We start from the raw sequence: 17,895 nt of genomic DNA, 5'->3' as shown, positions 1-17,895 counted from the left end.
AAGTTCGTGACGGGTCAGCGGTGGTGCGGGTCAGGTCAGGACTTGGGGTCCTGCACCTCCACGACCTCGGCCGGGTCGTCGGGGGTGGTGACGGGGTGCGGGGTCTCGGCGGCGTCGGCCAGGGCCTCGTCGGGCGAGGAGCCGCCCGGGTCGTCGGTGGGGACCGGCTCGGCGGCGGGGGCCGGGTCGCCGGCGGGGGCCGCGGCCTCGGTCGACGTCGGCGGGGGAGTCGGCACGTACGACGACTGCCAGTTGTCGGCCGCGGAGTCGCTGCCCTGCAGCTTCTTCGCGACGAACGCGACCGCGCCGGCGATCGCGGCGAAGATCACGAACTTCTTCAGCTTGCCGCCCTTCTTCGGCTCCGGCTCGCCCTTGAGCTGTGCCACCTTCGCGTCGGCGGCCGCCTTGGCGCTCGCCGCCTTCTCGCTCGCCAGCGCCGCGCCCGTGGCGATCAGCGGGACCGCCTTGTCGCGTGCCTCGCTGGCGGCGGCCGAGGCCTTCTCGCGGGCGTCGGCGAGGACCGGGGCGGCCTTCTCGCGGGCGTCCAGGAGCGCGGGCACGGCGGTGTCCTGCACGAACTCGCGCGCCGACTCGTAGGCCGCCTCGACGTGGGGCTTCGCCGCCTCGACGTAGTCGTTGGCCTGGTCCATCAACGTCTTCTTCTTGCGCAGTCCCATCCGAGCGCTCCTTCTGTGGGGTGCTGCCATCCCACCATGCCGGTGGTGACGAAGTCACCCCCAGGGGGGTGACCTGCTCCAACGCGCCTTGCGGCGCGTGCGAGGATCGATCCCGCAAACCGGCGTACCCGCACCTCCACGCGCCGGGACACTCCAGGCGAAAGGCAGTCATGGCTGAGCAGCAGGCCATCCTCAAGACCAACCGGGGCGACATCACCGTCAACCTGTTCCCGAACCACGCGCCCGCCACGGTCGAGAACTTCGTCGGGCTGGCGACCGGTGAGAAGGACTACGACGCCGGCAACGGCCGCACGGGCAAGTTCTACGACGGGCTCGGCTTCCACCGCGTCATCGAGGGCTTCATGATCCAGGGCGGCTGCCCCCTCGGCACCGGCACCGGCGGACCCGGCTACACGTTCAAGGACGAGATCCACCCCGAGCTCGTCTTCGACAAGCCCTACCTGCTCGCGATGGCCAACGCCGGGCCCGGCACCAACGGCTCGCAGTTCTTCATCACCCTCGGCGCCACCCCGTGGCTCAACGGCAAGCACACCATCTTCGGCGAGGTGGCCGACCAGGCCTCCCGCGACGTCGTGGACGCCATCGGGTCCACCCCCACCGGTGCTGGTGACCGCCCGCTCGACGCGGTCGTCATCGAGTCGGTCGAGGTCGTGGGCTCCTGAGCGAGCGCCCCGCGCCCGTCCCCGGGGCGCCGGTATCCACGTGCTACCGGCACCCCGGGCGGGAGTCGTACGTCCACTGCCAGCGCTGCGGCAGGGTCATCTGCCCCGACTGCATGCACCAGGCCTCGGTCGGCTTCCAGTGCCCCGAGTGCGTGGCCGAGGGCGCGAAGGGCACCCGCAGCGCCCGTACGGCGTACGGCGGTCTGCGCTCCACCAACCCCGGCGCGACCACGATCACGCTGATCGCGATCAACGTGTTCGTGTGGATCACGATCGTGGCCACGGGATGGAAGGGCAGCCAGTTGATCGACTGGCTGGCGCTCAGCCCCCTGGGCACCTGCTTCACCGCCGACGGCGGCGGCTACTGGCCCGACCTGACCGAGGCGACGTGCACCGCCCCGGGCATGGAGTTCGTGCCCGGCGTCGCCGACGGCTCCTACTGGCAGCTCCTCACCAGCATGTTCGCGCATGTCGAGATGTGGCACATCGCGTTCAACATGGTCGCGCTCTACGCGCTCGGCCCCCAGCTGGAGCTGGTGCTGGGCCGGGCCCGCTTCCTCGCGCTCTACCTGCTCTCCGGCCTCGCCGGATCGACCCTCGTCTACTGGCTCGCAGGCGAGCACAGCGCCACGCTCGGTGCGTCCGGCGCCGTGTTCGGGCTCATGGGCGCGCTGCTGGTGGTGGCCTTCAAGGTGGGCGGCAACCTGCAGTCACTGCTCACCTGGATCGGCGTCAACGTCGTGATCACCGTCATCGGCGCGCAGTTCATCTCCTGGCAGGCCCACCTCGGCGGGCTGGTCGGCGGCGTCGTCATCGCCGCGGCCCTGGTCTACGCACCGCGCCAAAGCCGCACCCAGTTCCAGGTCGGGGCGCTGGTCGTCCTCGCCGCGCTGCTCGCGCTCGCGGTCATCGTCCGCACCGCCGTCCTCACCGCCTGAGCACCGCGCCCTGCTGTCCGCGCGTCTCCACAGCCCGCTCTCCACAAGGTTCTCCACAGCTGTGCAGAACCACACGGGTGTAACTCGTCCACACCTGTGGAGATAGCTGTGGAGAAGGCGGGCTCGGGGCGAGGGTCAAGCGGCGTGAGGGCGCAGCGCGGCAAGGTCGCGCCCGTGCTCAGTGGCCAGGGCCGCCGCGGCGGCGCGCATGTCGTCGGCGAGTCCGGCGAACTCGTCCAGCGCCGCTGGGTGACCCGGCGTCCCGACGAGCACGACCGGCGCAGCACCATCGCGACGCTCACCGAGGCGGGCTGGGACAAGGTGGTGGCCGCCGCGCCGGGCCACATCGCCGAGGTACGCCGGCTGCTGATCGACGGGCGCACCCCCGAGCAGCTCGCTGTCCTGCGTGATGTCGGCGTGTCGGTCGCGCGCCAGTCGCTCGGCGACCGGTGCGCCGACAGCCTGCTCCCCGAGGATCCGTGGACCGCCCGACCCGCCGGCGGACCGGACGGCTCGGGATGAGAGAGCGGGTGCAGGCCGGGGCCGCCAGCTGAGGTCAGCCTCCGCGACCGCCGGGTCAGGCCCGGGAGGTCACTCCCAGCGCGTGGCGTAGGTGAAGCCGACGGCCATGAACGCGATGCCGACGAAGAGGTTCTTCTGACCCAGGTCGTTGAAGACCCACACGCGGGAGGGGTCGTCGCTGATGACGTAGAAGGTGCAGATCCACAGCAGGCCGAGAAGGAAGCAGCCCAGCATGCCGACGACGACGCCGCGCCCGCGACCGAGCGGGGTGGAGGGGTGGGCGGCGATGATCAGGCCGAGGAAGAACGCGCCGAAGCCGATCAGGTAGTTCCAGTCCTCCAGGTCGGCCATGAACTTCGGCTTCCCGTCCGGGGGAAGGGGGGGCTCGGCGCGGACGGCCGTGTAGTAGTACGCGATCCAGGCGATGCCGAGGAGCATCAGCAGCACGGAGACCACGAAGCGCGGCGTGAGCAGCTTGCCCCTCGGGTCCGCGAAGGGATCGGTGGCCTTGAGCTTGGGCACGTTCTGCTCCTCGTCGGGTGGCGCCTCCGTGACGTCTCGCCACGGGTCGCGGGCTACCTTAGTCGCCATGACGCCCGGTTCCCACGCGAGCCCCTCGGGCCCCGAGGCGCCGCAGCAGCGCCCTCGGCGCGGCCTGTGGCGCATCGGCACGCCGGTCGTCGTGCTGCTCAGCGGCTGCCTGTTCGCCGTCAGCGCGTACAACAGCGAGGGCACCGACCTGCGCCCCGGCCGCTACACCGACCTGGCGGCGCTCGTGCAGACCCAGGCCACGCAGTACGACACGCTCAAGGGCCGCCTCGACCGGCTCAACGCGGAGGTGGAGTCGCTCAGCGCGGGCGTCAACGACCGCACGGTCAACAAGCTGCGCCGCGAGATCGAGACCCTCGAGGACCCCGCCGGCCTCGAGCCGCGCAGCGGGGAGGGCATCACCGTCACCCTCTCCGACGCCCCCGAGGACGTCATCAACTCGACGAGCCGCGCGCTGAACCTGCTCGTCGTGCACCAGCAGGACATCCAGGCCGTCGTCAACGCGATGTGGCGCGGCGGTGCGAGTGCCGTGACGATCCAGGGGCAGCGGGTGGTCAGCACCACCGGCATCAAGTGCCACGGCAACGCCGTGCTCCTCCAGGGCGTGCCCTACGCCCAGCCCTACGTCATCCAGGCCGTCGGCGACCCGAGCACGCTCAGCGACACCGTGCTCGGCGACGTCGACGTCGACTACTACCTGCAGCGTGCCGAGCTGCCCGACATCTCGGTCGGCTGGGACCTCGAGACCGAGGACGCGGTCGCGGCGCCGGCCTACGACGGCCTGCTCGACCTGCAGCACGCCGAGGTGCTTCGCAAGCAGGAGGACTCCTAGCGACGCCCTCCGCGGCTGGGCAGCGGGATCGTCGGGTCGGTGGGCAGGTCGGTGGGCGGGACGTCCGTCGGCGGGACGTCGGTCGGCTCGGTCGGCAGCGTGGGGGTCGGCTCCACGTAGGTCGACACGAAGATGATCACGTCGGCGTCGTCGTCGGCGAGCGTGCCTTTGCCGGGAATCTGCTCGACCACGGTGCCGGCCGGCTCGGTCGACGTGGGGTCCTCGCGCACCACCGGGTTGAATCCGGCCCGGCGGATCTTCTCCTCGGCCACCGCCTGTGAGTCGCCCACCACGTCCGGCACCTTCTCCTGGCCGTCGGAGTAGTAGATCGTGACGGTGCTGCCGACCGGGACCTGCTGACCGGCCGGCGGGTCGGTCTCGAGCACCTCGTTGCGGTCCTCGTCGGAGTCGCGTTCGACCTGGCGGGCGTTGAGCTTGAGCGCCTTGAGCTGGGCGACGGCGTCCTTGCGCAGCTGGCCGGCGACCGAGGGGACGCTCACCAGCGGCTTGCCGTTGGAGATCACCAGGTCCACCGCGGTCCCGGGGGCGACGAACTGGTCGGTGTTGGGGTCCTGGCTGATGACGTGGTTCTCGCGCACCGTGTCGTCGGGCGCGTACGACACGTCGCCCTTGGCCAGCCCGGCGTCGGCGATCTCGAGGAGCGCCTCGTCGTAGGTGAGCCCGACCAGTCGCGGCACCTGGGTCTGCTCCGGAGGGCTCTCGAAGAGCCGCGGGATGAAGGCCGCACCGGCGACGATGAGGACCAGGGCGAGGATGCCGAGGAGCCACAGCAGGCCCGTCCGGCTGCCGCGCTCCTCGTCGTTGTCGGCGCTCAGCGGCGGGCGCGGTGCGACCGCGGTGGGGAGCGTCGTCGTCGGCGCGACCGCCGTACCGGCGACCATGGTGTGGTCCGGCGGCGGCGGGACCGTCGCCTGGACCGGGACACCGGCGAGGTAGCGCTCGATGTCGGCGCGCATCTCGGCGGCCGACTGGTAGCGGTCCTCGAGCCGCTTGGTCAGCGCCTTCATGACGATGGCATCGACCTCGGGCGGCAGGTCGGTGTCGTGGTCCGACGGCGGGGCCGCCTGCTCCCGCACGTGCTGGTAGGCCACGGCGACCGGGCTGTCGCCGACGAACGGCGGCCGCCCGGTGAGGAGCTCGTAGAGCAGGCAGCCGGTGGAGTAGACGTCGGAGCGCGAGTCGACGGTCTCGCCTCGGGCCTGCTCGGGGGAGAGGTACTGCGCGGTGCCGACCACGGCCGCGGTCTGGGTCATCGTGGAGGAGGCGTCGCTGATCGCCCGCGCGATGCCGAAGTCCATCACCTTCACGTCGCCGCTCGGGGTGAGCATGACGTTGCCGGGCTTGATGTCGCGGTGGATGATCCCCGCGCGGTGGCTGTAGTCCAGGGCGGAGAGCACGCCGCTGGTGATCTCGAGCGCCCGCTCGGGCAGGATCTTGCGCCCCTCGCGCAGGATGTCGCGCAGCGTGCGGCCGGCGACGAACTCCATGACGATGTAGGGCTGCGCCACCCCGGATCCGTCGCTCGCGGGCTCCTCGCCGGTGTCGTAGACCGCGACGATGGAGGGGTGGTTGAGCGACGCGGAGGACTGCGCCTCCCGGCGGAAGCGCGCCTGGAACGTCGCGTCGCTCGCCAGGTCGGTCCGCAGCCGCTTGACCGCGACCACGCGGCCCAGCCGCGTGTCGACGCCCTTGCGGACCTCAGCCATGCCGCCGCGGCCGAGGAGCTCACCGAGCTCGTACCGGCCGCCGACCACTGTCGGCTGTGAGTTGCTCATCGGGTGGGATCTCCCTCGGGGTTCTGCTCGCGCTGCTCGGCGGACGACTGCGAGGCGTCCGCCGAGGACGTCGACGTGGCGGGCTCGCTGCTGGGGGTCTCCGACGGGGTCTCGCTCGGGGTCTCGGACGGCGTCGGCGACGGCGTCGGGGACGGGGTCTCGCTCGGGGTCGGCGAGGGGGTCTCAGTGGGAGTCTGTGACGGGGTCTCGGACGGCGTCTCGCGCGTGGGGGTCGGCTCGGGCTCCTCCGACTCGGGCTCTCTCTCGCTGGGCTCCCGCGTGGGCGTCCGGTCGGCGGTGGGCTCGGACGTGGGCGTCTGGGACGGCGGCGTGTCGTCGGGCTCGTCGTCTCCGCCGGTGACCACAAGGAACACCGCGGCCGCGGCCGCCAGGAGCAGCAGCACCGCCAGGATGACGCCCCACGGCCGGCGGCGGCGGTCGTCGGGAGAGGGCGGCGGCACCGGCGTCGCGACCGTGGGGTCCGCTTCTGCTGCCACCGGGGCCAGCAACTGCGTGCTCTGCGTGGCCGGCGCGGCCATGACCTCGGTGGCCGGATCGCGCAGCGCGCGTGCGAACGCCGCCGCGTCGGGGTAGCGCTCCGCGGGCTCCTTGCTGAGCGCCCGGCGTACCACGGCGGCGAGGTCGGCAGGCACGTCCTCGGGCAGGTCGGGCACCGGCTGCTGCAGGTGGGCCAGGGCGGTGGCGATGGGCGACTCCGCCTCGAACGGCCGGTGGCCGGCGAGGCACTCGAACGCGACGACCCCGAGCGAGTAGACGTCGGAGGCCGGGGTCGCGGGGTTGCCGCGCGCCTGCTCCGGCGAGATGTACTGCGGCGTGCCCATCACCTGGCCGGTCTGGGTGATGCCGACGCCGTCGGCGGCACGGGCGATCCCGAAGTCGGTGATCTTGATCGTCCGGTCCGGGGTGACCAGCAGGTTGGCCGGCTTGATGTCGCGATGGACGATCCCGGCCCGGTGGGCGACCGCGACCGCGTCGGCGGCCTGCGCCAGCAGGTCGCGGGCCACCTCGGGATCGAGCGGGCGGCCACCGCGCAGCAGGTCGGAGAGCGGCTTGCCGTCGACGAGCTCCATCACCAGGTAGGGCCGTGGCGAGCCCGAGCCGTCGGCGGTGCCCGGCAGCATGGCCTCGCCGAAGTCGTAGACCCCCGCGATCCCCGAGTGGTGCAGTGCCGCGGCATGCTGCGCCTCGGCCTCGAAGCGGGAGCGGAACGTCGGGTCGTCGGCGTACTCGTGCTTGAGCAGCTTGACCGCGACCTCGCGGCCCAGCGTGGTGTCGGTCGCGCGCCACACCTCGCCCATGCCGCCGGTCGCGATCCGGGAGTCGAGGCGGTAGCGGCGCGCGTCGTCGGCGAACCGCTCCGGCGTCTCGGGGGTGCCCGTGGTGCCGTCGCTGTCAGTCATCGATGATCGCCTCCATCACGGCCTTGGCGATCGGCCCGCCGAGCTGGCCGCCCGCGATCTCGCCGCGCGGGATGTCGGCCGACTCGATCATCACCGCGACCGCGACCTCGGGGTCCTCGGCGGGCGCGAAGGACACGAACCAGGCGTACGGCGGCACGTCGTCCTGACCGCTCTGGGCGGTGCCGGTCTTGCCTGCGACGGAGACCCCGTCGATGGCCGCCGGCGAGGCGGTGCCGCTGTCGACGGTGGCGACGAGCAGCTGGGTCAGGTCCGCGGCCGTGGCCGAGGACACCGCCTGGGAAAGCTCGCTGCCCTCGGTCTTCTCGAGGACGTCGTACTCGGCCGACTGGACCTCATCGACGACGTAGGGCCGCATGACCACGCCGTTGTTGGCGATCCCGGCTGCCACCATGGCCATCTGCAGGGGGGTGGACCGCACCTCGAACTGCCCGATCCCCGCCTGGCCGGTCTGCGGCGGGTTCATCTCGGCCGGGAAGTCGGACTTCGCCTGGGGGCTCAGGTCCTCGAGGTAGACGCTGTTGAAGCCGAACGCCTCGGCCTGCTTGGCCATCGCCTCCGCGCCCACCTCGACGGCCAGCGCCGCGAAGGTGGTGTTGCAGGAGTTCTCCATCGCCTGCTCGAACGGGATGCGGCCGCTGCCGCAGTCGCGTCCCTCGTTGTCGATGACGCCGCTCTCGCCGGACGTCTGGGGCAGCTGGTAGGTGGCTCCGCCCGGGACCAGGTCGTCGGCGGTGTAGCCGCCGCTCTCGATCGCGGCCGCCGCGGTGACGAGCTTGAACGTCGAGCCCGGCGGGAGCGTCTTCTGGATGCCGCGGTTGAGCAGCGGCTCGGACTCGTCGGCGAGCAGCCGGTCGTAGGTCCTGCTCACCTCCTCCAGGTCGTGGGAGGCGAGCCGGTTGGGGTCGTAGGTCGGCAGCGACACCATCGCGAGGATCTTGCCGGTCCCGGGGTCGAGCGCCACGACCGATCCCTCGACGTTGCCGGGCAGCGCGTTGAGGCCGTCGTAGGCGGCGGTCTGGGCCTCGGGGTCGAGCGTGAGCTGGACGCTGCCGCCCTTGTTGGCCTTGTTGGTCAGCAGGTCGACCAGCTTGGTGACGAACAGCCGCGGGTCCTCGCCGGAGAGCACCTCGTTCTCGGAGCGCTCGACGCCGGTCTGGCTGAAGAAGGAGAAGTAGCCGGTGACGGGGGCGTAGCGGAACGGCTCGGGGTAGACGCGCTGGAACTCGAAGCGGTCCTCGCTCGGCACGCTCTCGGCGACCGGCTCGCGCCCGACCAGGATCGCGCCCCGCTCGCGTGAGTACGACGCCTCGATCACCCGGCGGTTGCGCGCGTCCTCGTTGAGCTCGTCGGCCTTCCAGAACTGCAGGTAGGTCGCGTTGAGCATCAAGGCGACGAACAGGAAGAGGCAGAAGATCGAGATCGTCCGGATGGGCTTGTTCACAGCTTGATCACCTGGGTGGACTGCTCGTCTGGCACGTCGCCCTCGCCGGAGAGGTCCGGGATCGGGCGCCGGGCCTGGTCGGAGATGCGCAGGAGCAGCGCGATGATGACCCAGTTGGCCACCAGGGACGAGCCGCCGTAGGACAGGAACGGGGTGGTGAGGCCGGTGAGCGGGATCAGCCGGGTGACCCCGCCGACGACGACGAAGACCTGCAGCGCGAAGACGCCGGCCAGGCCGGTCGCCACGAGCTTGCCGAAGCCGTCTCGCGAGATCAGCGCGCTGCGGAGCGCGCGCTCGACGATCAGGCCGTACATGAGCAGGACCGCGATGATCCCGGTCAGGCCCAGCTCCTCGCCGATCGCGCCCATGATGAAGTCGGACTCCGCGTAGCTGATGCGGGTCGGGTCGCCCTCGCCGAAGCCGCGCCCGATCAGGCCGCCCCACGCCATGCCGAACATGGTCTCGACGATCTGCCGGCCCCGGTCGTCGGTGCCCTCGCCGTAGTGGGAGAACGGGCTGATCCACAGGTCGACCCGGCTCTGGACGTGGGCGAAGATCCGGGACGCGACGAACGCGCCCACCATGAACAGGCTGCCGCCGACCAGCAGCCACCCCGGCCGCTCGGTCGCGACGTAGAGCATGATCAGGAACAGCCCGAAGAAGAGCAGGCTGGAGCCGAGGTCCCTCTGGAAGACCAGGATGCCGAGGCTGACCAGCCACATCACGAGGATCGGCCCCAGGTCGCGACCGCGCGGCAGGTCGACGAAGAGCACCCGCCGCCCCGCGAGCGCGAGCGCGTCGCGGTGCAGGACGAGGTAGCCGGCGAAGGCGACGACCAGCAGCACCTTGGCGACCTCGCCGGGCTGGAAGCTGAACGGGCCGACGCCGATCCAGATCCTGGCGCCGTTGATGGTCTTGCCCACGCCGGGGACCATGGGCAGGAGCAGCAGCAGGATCGCCAGCATCCCGAAGGTGTAGGTGAACCGGGTCAGGACGCGGTGGTCGCGCAGCAGCACCAGGGTCCCCACGAAGAGCAGGACGCCGAGCGTCATCCAGGTCAGCTGCTGGCGCGCGAACGTCGTGCCCTCGGCGAGGTCCAGCCGGTGGATCACCGCCAGCCCGAGGCCGTTGAGCGCCGCCACCACGGGCAGCAGCACCGGGTCGGCGTACGGCGCGACCAGGCGGACCGCGACGTGGGCGCCGATCAGCAGCGCGGCCAGCCAGCCGCCGTAGCCGAGGATGTCGACCGGCACCTTGCCCTCGACGCCGATCCCGACCGCGGCGTAGGCGCCGATGCCGACGCCGAGCGCGAGGACGAGCAGGAAGAGCTCGGCTCCCCGGCGGCGGCGGTGGACGAACCCCATGAGGGCGGACTGCTGTGACGACTGGGACACCGCTCAGCCCGCCCCGTCGTCGGTGCTGTCGGTGCTCTCGGCGGGGGTCATCTCGGCGGAGAGGTTCTGCACGGTCGCCCGCGCCGCCTCGAGGTCGCCGACCTCGATGCCCTGGCGGACCCGTCGGGCGTCGTACTCGCTCAGCCGGTCGAGCTCGACGTCGCTGGTCTGGTAGAGCTCGTGGAGGTCCAGGCCGGGGAGGTCGGTGTCGACGCCGCGGTAGATGACGACGCTGCCGTCATGCTCGCCGACGAAGTACTGGTCCTGGCTCCAGGAGTACGCCGCGGCGGCCGCGACCCACACGACGCCGACCACGACGACGAGGGCCAGCAGGCGCTTGATCCACTGGAAGCGCGAGGGCGGGATCGGGGCGTAGCGCGCCGCCTCCGGGTCGAGGGGGCGCGAGCCGCCCGGGATCTCCTCCTCGATCGGGTCCAGCTCGCCGGTGTCGCCGGCGCGGTGGCCGCGGAACAGGCTGCCGCCGGCCTTTCCGCGCGGCGCTCGGCGGCGCAGCTCGGCGGCCGCGCCCACGAGCAGCGGCTCCAGGGCCTCGTAGGACGGGTCGGCCGTGGCCGCCTCGTCGGTGACCACATCGGCCACCAGGCAGGTCACGTTGTCGGAGCTGCCGGCCTCGAGGCTGGCGCGGACCAGCTCGACGGCGGCGAAGTCGGGGGTGCCCATGGAGAGGATGTCGGCGAGCCGGCCGTCGTCCAGCACGCCGGACGCGCCGTCGCTGCACAGCAGCAGGCGGTCGCCCTCGACGAGCTCGATCATGAAGAGGTCGGGGTCGGCCTCCTGCATCCCGTCGAGCGCCTTGAGGATCAGGTTGCGGTGCGGGTGGACCCGCGACTCGGCCTCGGTGATGCGCCCCTCGTCGATGAGCGACTGCACGAACGTGTGGTCCTTGGTGAGCTGGGAGAGCTCCCGGTCGCGGAACAGGTAGGCCCGGCTGTCGCCGACGTGGCCCATGCCGACCCGGGCGCCGTCGAAGAGCGCGACCGTCGCGGTGGTGCTGGTGCCGTTGAGGGCGGGGTCGGCGTCGACGAGCTGGCCGATGCGCAGGTGCGCCTCGTGCAACGACTCCGCGACCCGGTCCAGCAGCGTCGCGCCGGTGTCGTCGGCGGGCGGCTGGTCCAGCTCGCGCAGGGTCTGGATCGCGGTGGCGGACGCGATGTCGCCGCGCGCAGCGCCGCCGACGCCGTCGCAGACCGCGAGCAGCCAGGGACCGGCGTACCCGGAGTCCTGGTTGTCCTTGCGGACCCGACCGACGTCGGAGATCGCGGAGTAGTGCAGGCGCAGGGAGGACGAGGTCACTTGCGCAGCTCCAGGATCGTCTTGCCGATCCGGACCTGGGTGCCGAGCGTGATCGTGGTGGGCTGGGTGATGCGCACGGTCCCGATGTAGGTGCCGTTGGTGGAGCCGAGGTCCTCGACGAACCACTGGTCGCCCGATGCGGCGATCCGGGCGTGTCGCGTGGACACGTAGTCGTCCTCGAGGCGGATCGCGGCGTCGGAGCCGCGGCCGATCAGAATGGGCGCGTCGGCCAGCGAGGCCGTGGCGCCGCTGTTGGTGCCCGAGGTGACGACCACCTGCGTCGGCGCGCCGCGCCGCTTCTTGGGCGGCTTGGTCTTGGGCTGGCTGCCTCGTCCGGTCGTGCGCGCACCCTCGGGGACCCGCGCGCCGAACATGTCGGAGCGGATCACCGAGATCGCCGACAGCACGAAGATCCACAGGATCGCCAGGTAGGCGATGCGGACGAGGAACAGCGTCAGCTCAGACATCGACGTCCTCCCGGACCACGCGCACGGTCATGGTCGTGTGCCCCACCTTCACCCGGGAGCCGTCGCGGAGGGTCGCGTGCGGCACCTTGCGGTCGTCGACCAGCATGCCGTTGGTCGACCCGAGGTCGTGGACCTCGATCTCCAGGTCGTCGCCGATGCCGGAGACGGTGAACTCGACGTGGCGGCGGCTGACGCCCGGGTCGCTGATGCGGACGTCGGCCTCCGTGCCACGCCCGATGACCAGGCCGGGAGGCTGGAGCGGGTGCTGGGTGCCGTTGACGTCGAGCACCGCCCGCGCCCGGCGTACCTGCGTGTGGGAAGCGTTGCCCGTGACCGAGGCCTGGGCGGAGCTGCGGATCCGGAACCGTCCGGTGGTGAGGTCGTCGGCCGCCTCGAAGTCGAGCTTCACCGGCCCGGTGAAGACGTAGCCCTGCGCGTCGGCGTGCTCCTTGAGCTGGCCGATGAGCTCCTTGGCCATCGCGTCCTCGTACGTCGAGAGCCGGTCCAGGTCGCTCTGGGCGAGCTCCACGTGGAAGTCGTTGGGCACCAGCCGCCGGTCGCGGGACAGGATCTGGGCGTTGTTGTCGCACTCGCGCTGGAGCGCGGCCGCGATCTCCACCGGCTGCACCGCGGACCGGAAGGCCCGGGCGAACGCGCCGGAGATCATCTGCTCGAGTCGTCGCTCGAACCGTTGCAGGCCCCCCACGTCCCCCTCCTTCCGCCGACACGTCAGACATGACGAACGTCCCGCCCTCGAGACGGGTCCGATCGATCGTATCGGTGCGACGCCCGCGCCCGGTGCACCCTCCGGCCCGGTTTGGGGTCCAAAGCGCCCCTGGGATAGCCTTGCCCGGCCTACTTGCGCGAGTGGCGGAACGGCAGACGCGCTGGCTTCAGGTGCCAGTGTCCGAAAGGGCGTGGGGGTTCAAATCCCCCCTCGCGCACAGAGGGAGGTTTGCGAAACCGGGTCTCCGGGTTTGTGAAGCCTCCAGAAGACTCAGGGCCGGTACCTCTCTACGGAGAGTGACCGGCCCTGAGTCGTTTCCAGACGGTTTCGCGCCGCTCGCGGGGTCGCCGTGACGCCCGGATGGGGCGCTCGCGTCACCGTTCGGGCAGGCTCCCGCCGCTTGGTCGTGCGGACGGGTTTGGTGAGTGAGGATCAGGCGGGGATCGCGGCCGGTGGCGCGTTCCGCCTGGCCGATACGGCTGGATTCCCGTTGGCGGCCGGAACCGCCGCTTCTTCGTCGTGTGGACCGCATGCCACTCGGGATTCTTGTAGCGCAGCTCCTCGGCGTGCTTGGCCGCGTGGTGGCCCTGCTTGCCGCGAGCGTGCTCTTGACCTGGTCGACGGGGATCATGATGGATGACTTGTTCGTGCCCGACCGGCGCGCCTGGCTTCGTGGCCAGCGGACAGTCGGCGGTAGCGCCGGGCGACGAGCGGGACATATGTCGCGTTCTCAGCGGGTTTCGTAATCGACCCACAGATGCACGGAAGTGATGTCGTGCAGACGGCTCCCAGGATCCCGGCAGCCGGCGCCCGCCGGGCCGGGCGGCGGCTGGGGCGTCGGGGGGGCGGCGACGACGGTGGGATCGGCGAGCGATTCCGCCAGACGGAATGCCGCGGGGACTACCCCTCTTCTGCGCCCATACGTTGTCGCCTCGTGAAAAGCCACAGCCATGCATCGCGGCCTGGACAAAAGTGAGAGGGTGACATGGTCCGAATCGTGGGAAACCGGGCCATCCACCTGGTCCTCGTCCTGCTCATCGTCACGTTCGGGACCATGCTCCTGGTGGACCTGGTCCCCGGCGGCATCGCCTACTCGATCCTGGGGGACAGCGCGACGCCCGAGCAGGTCGCGCGGATCAACCGGGAGCTGAACCTCGACGCCAGCTACCTGGATCGCTACACGACCTGGATCGGCAACGTGCTCAGCGGCGACCTCGGTGCGTCGTTCAAGACCGGCCGCTCGGTGCTGGACACGATCGGCTCGCGGCTCTCGGTCACGGTCGAGCTGCTGATCCTGACCCAGGTGCTGGCGCTGGTGCTGAGCATCCCGATCGGCCTGTACGCCGCCCAGCGTGAGGGTGGCCTGTTCGACCGCAGCTGGTCGGTGATCAGCTCCGCGATGATCTCCGTGCCGCCGTTCGTGCTGGCCCTCGTGCTCTCCTACTTCTTCGCCGTGCAGATGCAGCTCTTCCCGGTGGTGGGCTGGACGCCGATCAGCGGCGGGCTGGGCGAGAACCTCAAGAGCCTGGTCCTGCCGGCGCTGGCACTGGCCGCCGGAGAGATCGCGATGTACTCCCGGGTGCTGCGCTCCGACGCGGTCTCCACGATGCGCAACGACTACATGCTGGCCGCGCGGTCGCGGGGACTGGCGCCGTCGCGGCTGCTGTTCCGGCACGCGCTGCGCCCCTCGTCGCTGTCCCTCGTCACGCTGGGTGCGCTCAGCCTCGGCCGCCTGATCGGCGGCTCGGTGGTGGTCGAGGTCGTCTTCGGCCTGCCGGGCATCGGCAGCCTGATGATCGACTCGGTGCTCAACTCCGACCTGATCGTGGTGCAGGGCATCGTGCTCCTGGTCGCGCTGGCCTTCGTGGTCGCCAACATCCTCATCGACCTGGCCTACGGCTACCTCGATCCCCGCGTGCGGAAGGGAGCGGTCTGACATGACTCAGCTCGATCGTTCTCCGGCGGCGGAGACCGTGCCGCACGCGGCGGAGTCGCCGCCCCGGGCGGCGGCCTCTCTCCTGCGCCCAGACCGTCGCGCCCTGCGAGGCCGCCCTCCGGTGCTCGTCGCGATGGCGTGGCTCTGGCTGGCCCTGATCGTGCTCTCCGCGGTCTTCGCGAGCCTGCTCCCGCTGGACGACTACGCCAGCTCCGTCGGGCCGGTGCGCCAGTCCCCGGGGGTGGAGTCGATCCAGTTCCTCGGCACCGACACCATCGGACGCAGCCAGCTCAGCCGCCTGGTCTTCGGCGCGCAGCAGTCGCTCCTCGTCGGCGTCTGCGCGGTGCTGATCGGTCTAGTGCTGGGAGGTCTGCTGGGCGTGCTCGGCGGGTTCTTCCGCGGCCGCGTCGACGCCGTGATCGGGGTGCTCACCGACTCGGTCCTCGCGATCCCCCCGATGCTGCTGCTGATCGCGGTCACGGCGTTCCTCGAGCGCAGCATGCTCACCGTGATCCTGGGTCTCGGTTGCCTGACCGTCCCCACGTTCATCCGGGTGGCCCGCGCCAACACGCTCAGCCTCTCGCAGCGCGAGTACGTCGACGCGGCGCGCGCACTGGGCGCCAACCGGACCCGCATCATCGTGCGGGAGCTGATCCCGAACGTCGCGGTCCCGCTGATGTCCTACGCCTTCCTGATCACCGGCGTCGTCATCGTGGCCGAGGGGACCTTGAGCTTCCTGGGCCTGGGCATCCCGCCGCCGGACCCGAGCTGGGGGGGCATGATCCGCGACGGCCGCGACTACCTGGCCACCGACCCCTACCTGATCATGACCCCGGCCCTGGTGCTGTCCCTGACCGTGCTGGCCCTGAACGTGGTCGGCGACCACGCGCGCATGCGCTACGAAGGAGGTCGCAGGCAATGAGCTCCTCATCTCCCGTGCGAACCGAGGCGGCCGAGGCCGAGCCGCTCCTCGAGGTGGTCGACCTCACCGTCCAGATCCCCACGGCCAAGGGCCTCCTGCGTGCGGTCGGCGGCGTGTCCCTGTCGCTGAGCCCCGGCGAGACCCTCGGCATCGTCGGGGAGTCCGGCTCGGGCAAGTCCATGCTGGCGCGGACGATCATGGGGCTGATCCCCCCGACCGCCGAGGTGGGCGGCGAGGTCCGATACGCCGGCGCCGACCTGCGGAGCATGTCGCACCGGGACCTGCGCAACTACTGGGGCAAGGAGATCTCGATGGTCTTCCAGGACCCGATGACGTCCCTGAACCCCGTGGTGCGCATCGGACGGAACCTGACCGAGACCCTGCGCACCCACGGGGTCGCGGACCGTCGCACTGCCAAGGGCCGCGCCCTTGAGCTGCTCGCCGAGGTCAGGATCCCGGCGCCGGCCACCCGCTTCAACGCCTACCCCCACGAGCTCTCGGGCGGGATGCGGCAGCGCGTCGGCATCGCCCTGGCCGTGGCCTGCCGCCCTCAGCTGCTGATCGCCGACGAGCCAACGACCGCGCTCGACGTCACGGTACAGAAGCAGGTGCTGACTCTCCTGGACAAGCTGCAGTCCGAGCACCACATGGCGATGGTCATCATCACCCACGACCTCGGCGTGGTCACCGGCTCGGCCGACCGGGTCGCCGTGATGTACGGCGGCAGGATCGTCGAAACGGCGCCGACGGCGACCCTGTTCGCCGAGCCGCGGCATCCGTACACCTCCGGGCTCATCGCGTCCATGCCGAGCATCGACAACAAGCCGCACGAGCCGATACCGGTGATCCCGGGCTCCCCTCGCCCGGTGATCGACCCGGTTGGCTGCACCTTCGCGTCCCGCTGCGTGCGGGCCCAGGCGACATGCCTGACGCAGACCCCCGAGCTGACCGGACCCGACCCCGCCCACCAGTTCGCCTGCTGGTTCCCGATGGGGACCGAGGAGGGCGACCGGGTGGAGGCGGAGAACCGCGCGGCGGGCGTCACTGCCGCTGGACTGCGCTTGGATGCAACGTCGCCGTCCCCCGCCTCGCCCACCCAGGACAACGAGCGGGCCGTCACAGGAGCCGTGAGCTGATGGCCGGAACCGGAACCGCCCACCTTCGTCCCGTCGACGAGCAGACCCTGGTCCGCGCCGAGAACCTCGTGGTCGAGCATCGGCTGCCTCGAGGCGGCCGCGTCCACGCCGTCTCGGACGTCAGCCTGGACATCCGTCGCGGCGAGACCCTCGGGCTGGTCGGCGAGTCGGGCTGCGGGAAGTCCTCGCTGGCCCGGGCGCTGATCAGCCTGCCCGCGCCGACGTCGGGCGCCGTGCAGTTCGACGACCAGACGATGGGGGACCTGTCCGCGCGGGAGCTGCGCAAGCTGCGCCACCGGCTGCAGATCATCTTCCAGGACCCGATCTCGTCGCTGAACCCGCGTCGCCGGGTGCGCGACATCGTCGCGGAGGGCCTGTCGATCTCTGGGGCCGAGAGGCCCTACGCGCCCAGGGTGGACGCCGCCCTGGAGGCCGTGGGTCTCGATCCCGACGTCTTCGGCGACCGCCGTCCCGGCCAGCTGTCGGGCGGGCAGTGCCAGCGGGTCTCCCTCGCGCGTGCCGTGGTCCTGGAGCCGGACCTGATCGTGTGCGACGAGCCGGTCTCCGCACTGGACGTCTCGGTCCAGGCTCAGATCCTCAACCTCGTGGAGGAGATGAAGCGCCGGTTCGGGCTCACCCTGCTCTTCATCGCCCACGACCTGGGGGTCGTGAAGAGCGTCAGCGACCGGGTGGCGGTGATGTACCTGGGCAAGCTGTGCGAGATCGCCCCGGTGGAGGACCTCTACGACCGCCCGCGCCACCCGTACACCGTCAGCCTGCTGGCCTCGGTGCCCGGAGCGCCGGCCACCGAGGGCCAGACGATGCTGGAGGGCGACCCGCCCTCGCCCGCCGATCCGCCCGCAGGCTGCCGCTTCCACACCCGGTGCGTCTTCGCGACCGAGCGATGCAAGTCCGAGGAGCCGCAGGTGCGCGAGCTGGCCGCCGGACACTTCGTCGCCTGTCACCACGCCTCGGTGGACGGCATGACCGTCCCCGCGAGCGAGCAGCCTGAGCCGGCCGAGCCTGCCACGGCGGCGTTCTGACACTGCGCCTCTGACACTGCGCAACCACGCGCGTGTCGAACCAATGGAACGTGCTCCGACTCCGGAGCCGTCTGAA

At 71.3% G+C, this 17,895-nt stretch carries 17 protein-coding genes and 1 tRNA gene; 9 read left to right on the top strand and 9 right to left on the bottom strand.

Annotation, left to right across the window (positions count from 1 at the left end):
- Positions 1-35: 35 nt before the first annotated feature.
- The gene (locus LRP67_RS03225; protein WP_231268750.1) at positions 36-677 is read right to left on the bottom strand and encodes a DLW-39 family protein; all 642 of its coding nucleotides are present in this window, start codon (positions 675-677) and stop codon (positions 36-38) included.
- Between the two features lie 170 nt (positions 678-847).
- Between LRP67_RS03225 and LRP67_RS03220 the strand changes: the two genes are divergently transcribed.
- The 3 genes from LRP67_RS03220 (at position 848) to LRP67_RS03210 (ending at position 2,820) form a co-directional block, all read left to right on the top strand.
- Complete coding sequence (locus LRP67_RS03220) at positions 848-1,360, top strand: peptidylprolyl isomerase (protein ID WP_231241213.1); 513 nt, start codon at positions 848-850, stop codon at positions 1,358-1,360.
- Between the two features lie 113 nt (positions 1,361-1,473).
- Entirely contained in the window at positions 1,474-2,298 is an 825-nt protein-coding gene (locus LRP67_RS03215) for a rhomboid family intramembrane serine protease (RefSeq protein WP_231268749.1), read from the top strand.
- Between the two features lie 144 nt (positions 2,299-2,442).
- A complete protein-coding gene (locus LRP67_RS03210; RefSeq protein ID WP_231268748.1) occupies positions 2,443-2,820 on the top strand; it encodes a MarR family winged helix-turn-helix transcriptional regulator in 378 nt (125 codons plus the stop codon).
- Between the two features lie 69 nt (positions 2,821-2,889).
- Here the strand turns inward: LRP67_RS03210 and LRP67_RS03205 are convergent, their stop codons facing one another.
- Positions 2,890-3,411, bottom strand: coding sequence for a cell division protein CrgA (locus LRP67_RS03205; protein ID WP_231268747.1), 522 nt, complete (start codon positions 3,409-3,411; stop codon positions 2,890-2,892).
- Between LRP67_RS03205 and LRP67_RS03200 the strand changes: the two genes are divergently transcribed.
- Entirely contained in the window at positions 3,410-4,201 is a 792-nt protein-coding gene (locus LRP67_RS03200; RefSeq protein WP_231268746.1) for a DUF881 domain-containing protein, read from the top strand. The genes LRP67_RS03205 and LRP67_RS03200 overlap by 2 nt on opposite strands.
- Here the strand turns inward: LRP67_RS03200 and pknB are convergent.
- The 7 genes from pknB to LRP67_RS03165 are packed head-to-tail and all read right to left on the bottom strand — an operon-like array spanning position 4,198 to position 12,761.
- Positions 4,198-5,997 carry a Stk1 family PASTA domain-containing Ser/Thr kinase gene (gene pknB, locus LRP67_RS03195; protein WP_231268745.1) on the bottom strand — a complete coding sequence of 600 codons (1,800 nt, stop codon included), beginning with the start codon at positions 5,995-5,997 and terminating at the stop codon, positions 4,198-4,200. The genes LRP67_RS03200 and pknB overlap by 4 nt on opposite strands.
- Positions 5,994-7,418, bottom strand: a complete 1,425-nt coding sequence (locus LRP67_RS03190; protein WP_231268744.1) for a serine/threonine-protein kinase — start codon at positions 7,416-7,418, stop codon at positions 5,994-5,996. Before LRP67_RS03190 ends, pknB begins: the two co-directional genes overlap by 4 nt.
- On the bottom strand, positions 7,411-8,880 hold the full coding sequence (locus LRP67_RS03185) for a penicillin-binding protein 2 (protein ID WP_231268743.1): 1,470 nt from the start codon (positions 8,878-8,880) through the stop codon (positions 7,411-7,413). Before LRP67_RS03185 ends, LRP67_RS03190 begins: the two co-directional genes overlap by 8 nt.
- Positions 8,877-10,244 (bottom strand): FtsW/RodA/SpoVE family cell cycle protein, encoded by a 1,368-nt coding sequence (locus LRP67_RS03180; protein WP_231268742.1) that lies wholly within the window; start codon positions 10,242-10,244, stop codon positions 8,877-8,879. The genes LRP67_RS03185 and LRP67_RS03180 overlap by 4 nt, the downstream gene beginning before the upstream one ends.
- Before the next feature lie 33 nt (positions 10,245-10,277).
- Positions 10,278-11,588 carry a PP2C family serine/threonine-protein phosphatase gene (locus tag LRP67_RS03175; protein ID WP_231268741.1) on the bottom strand — a complete coding sequence of 437 codons (1,311 nt, stop codon included), beginning with the start codon at positions 11,586-11,588 and terminating at the stop codon, positions 10,278-10,280.
- Positions 11,585-12,055: an FHA domain-containing protein gene (locus tag LRP67_RS03170; protein ID WP_231268740.1), complete on the bottom strand. Its 471-nt coding sequence runs from the start codon at positions 12,053-12,055 to the stop codon at positions 11,585-11,587. The genes LRP67_RS03175 and LRP67_RS03170 overlap by 4 nt, the downstream gene beginning before the upstream one ends.
- Entirely contained in the window at positions 12,048-12,761 is a 714-nt protein-coding gene (locus tag LRP67_RS03165) for a DUF3662 and FHA domain-containing protein (protein WP_231268739.1), read from the bottom strand. Before LRP67_RS03165 ends, LRP67_RS03170 begins: the two co-directional genes overlap by 8 nt.
- A gap of 155 nt (positions 12,762-12,916) precedes the next feature.
- Here LRP67_RS03165 and LRP67_RS03160 point away from each other — a divergent pair.
- The 5 genes from LRP67_RS03160 (at position 12,917) to LRP67_RS03140 (ending at position 17,819) form a co-directional block, all read left to right on the top strand.
- Positions 12,917-12,999 (top strand) — tRNA-Leu (locus LRP67_RS03160).
- 780 nt (positions 13,000-13,779) lie between these two features.
- Positions 13,780-14,718, top strand: coding sequence for an ABC transporter permease (locus LRP67_RS03155; RefSeq protein WP_231268738.1), 939 nt, complete (start codon positions 13,780-13,782; stop codon positions 14,716-14,718).
- A 1-nt stretch (position 14,719) separates the two neighbouring features.
- A complete protein-coding gene (locus LRP67_RS03150) occupies positions 14,720-15,640 on the top strand; it encodes an ABC transporter permease (protein ID WP_231268737.1) in 921 nt (306 codons plus the stop codon).
- The gene (locus tag LRP67_RS03145; RefSeq protein ID WP_231268736.1) at positions 15,637-16,776 is read left to right on the top strand and encodes an ABC transporter ATP-binding protein; all 1,140 of its coding nucleotides are present in this window, start codon (positions 15,637-15,639) and stop codon (positions 16,774-16,776) included. Before LRP67_RS03150 ends, LRP67_RS03145 begins: the two co-directional genes overlap by 4 nt.
- Positions 16,776-17,819, top strand: a complete 1,044-nt coding sequence (locus LRP67_RS03140) for an ABC transporter ATP-binding protein (protein WP_231268735.1) — start codon at positions 16,776-16,778, stop codon at positions 17,817-17,819. Before LRP67_RS03145 ends, LRP67_RS03140 begins: the two co-directional genes overlap by 1 nt.
- The last annotated feature ends 76 nt before the right edge of the window (positions 17,820-17,895 follow it).

Source organism: Nocardioides sp. cx-169 (assembly GCF_021083605.1).
Taxonomy (GTDB): Bacteria; Actinomycetota; Actinomycetes; order Propionibacteriales; family Nocardioidaceae; genus Nocardioides.
This window is presented reverse-complemented; position numbering and strand designations above follow the sequence as displayed.

What these genes read in the sequence shown, in the direction of transcription:
- LRP67_RS03180 (WP_231268742.1), bottom strand. Translation starts at nt 10,244, where the DNA reads ATGGGGTTCGTCCACCGCCGCCGCCGGGGAGCCGAGCTCTTCCTGCTC.
- LRP67_RS03150 (WP_231268737.1), top strand. Translation starts at nt 14,720, where the DNA reads ATGACTCAGCTCGATCGTTCTCCGGCGGCGGAGACCGTGCCGCACGCG.
- LRP67_RS03190 (WP_231268744.1), bottom strand. Translation starts at nt 7,418, where the DNA reads ATGACTGACAGCGACGGCACCACGGGCACCCCCGAGACGCCGGAGCGG.
- LRP67_RS03170 (WP_231268740.1), bottom strand. Translation starts at nt 12,055, where the DNA reads ATGTCTGAGCTGACGCTGTTCCTCGTCCGCATCGCCTACCTGGCGATC.
- LRP67_RS03145 (WP_231268736.1), top strand. Translation starts at nt 15,637, where the DNA reads ATGAGCTCCTCATCTCCCGTGCGAACCGAGGCGGCCGAGGCCGAGCCG.
- LRP67_RS03205 (WP_231268747.1), bottom strand. Translation starts at nt 3,411, where the DNA reads ATGGCGACTAAGGTAGCCCGCGACCCGTGGCGAGACGTCACGGAGGCG.
- pknB (WP_231268745.1), bottom strand. Translation starts at nt 5,997, where the DNA reads ATGAGCAACTCACAGCCGACAGTGGTCGGCGGCCGGTACGAGCTCGGT.
- LRP67_RS03225 (WP_231268750.1), bottom strand. Translation starts at nt 677, where the DNA reads ATGGGACTGCGCAAGAAGAAGACGTTGATGGACCAGGCCAACGACTAC.
- LRP67_RS03220 (WP_231241213.1), top strand. Translation starts at nt 848, where the DNA reads ATGGCTGAGCAGCAGGCCATCCTCAAGACCAACCGGGGCGACATCACC.
- LRP67_RS03215 (WP_231268749.1), top strand. Translation starts at nt 1,474, where the DNA reads ATGCACCAGGCCTCGGTCGGCTTCCAGTGCCCCGAGTGCGTGGCCGAG.
- LRP67_RS03200 (WP_231268746.1), top strand. Translation starts at nt 3,410, where the DNA reads ATGACGCCCGGTTCCCACGCGAGCCCCTCGGGCCCCGAGGCGCCGCAG.
- LRP67_RS03140 (WP_231268735.1), top strand. Translation starts at nt 16,776, where the DNA reads ATGGCCGGAACCGGAACCGCCCACCTTCGTCCCGTCGACGAGCAGACC.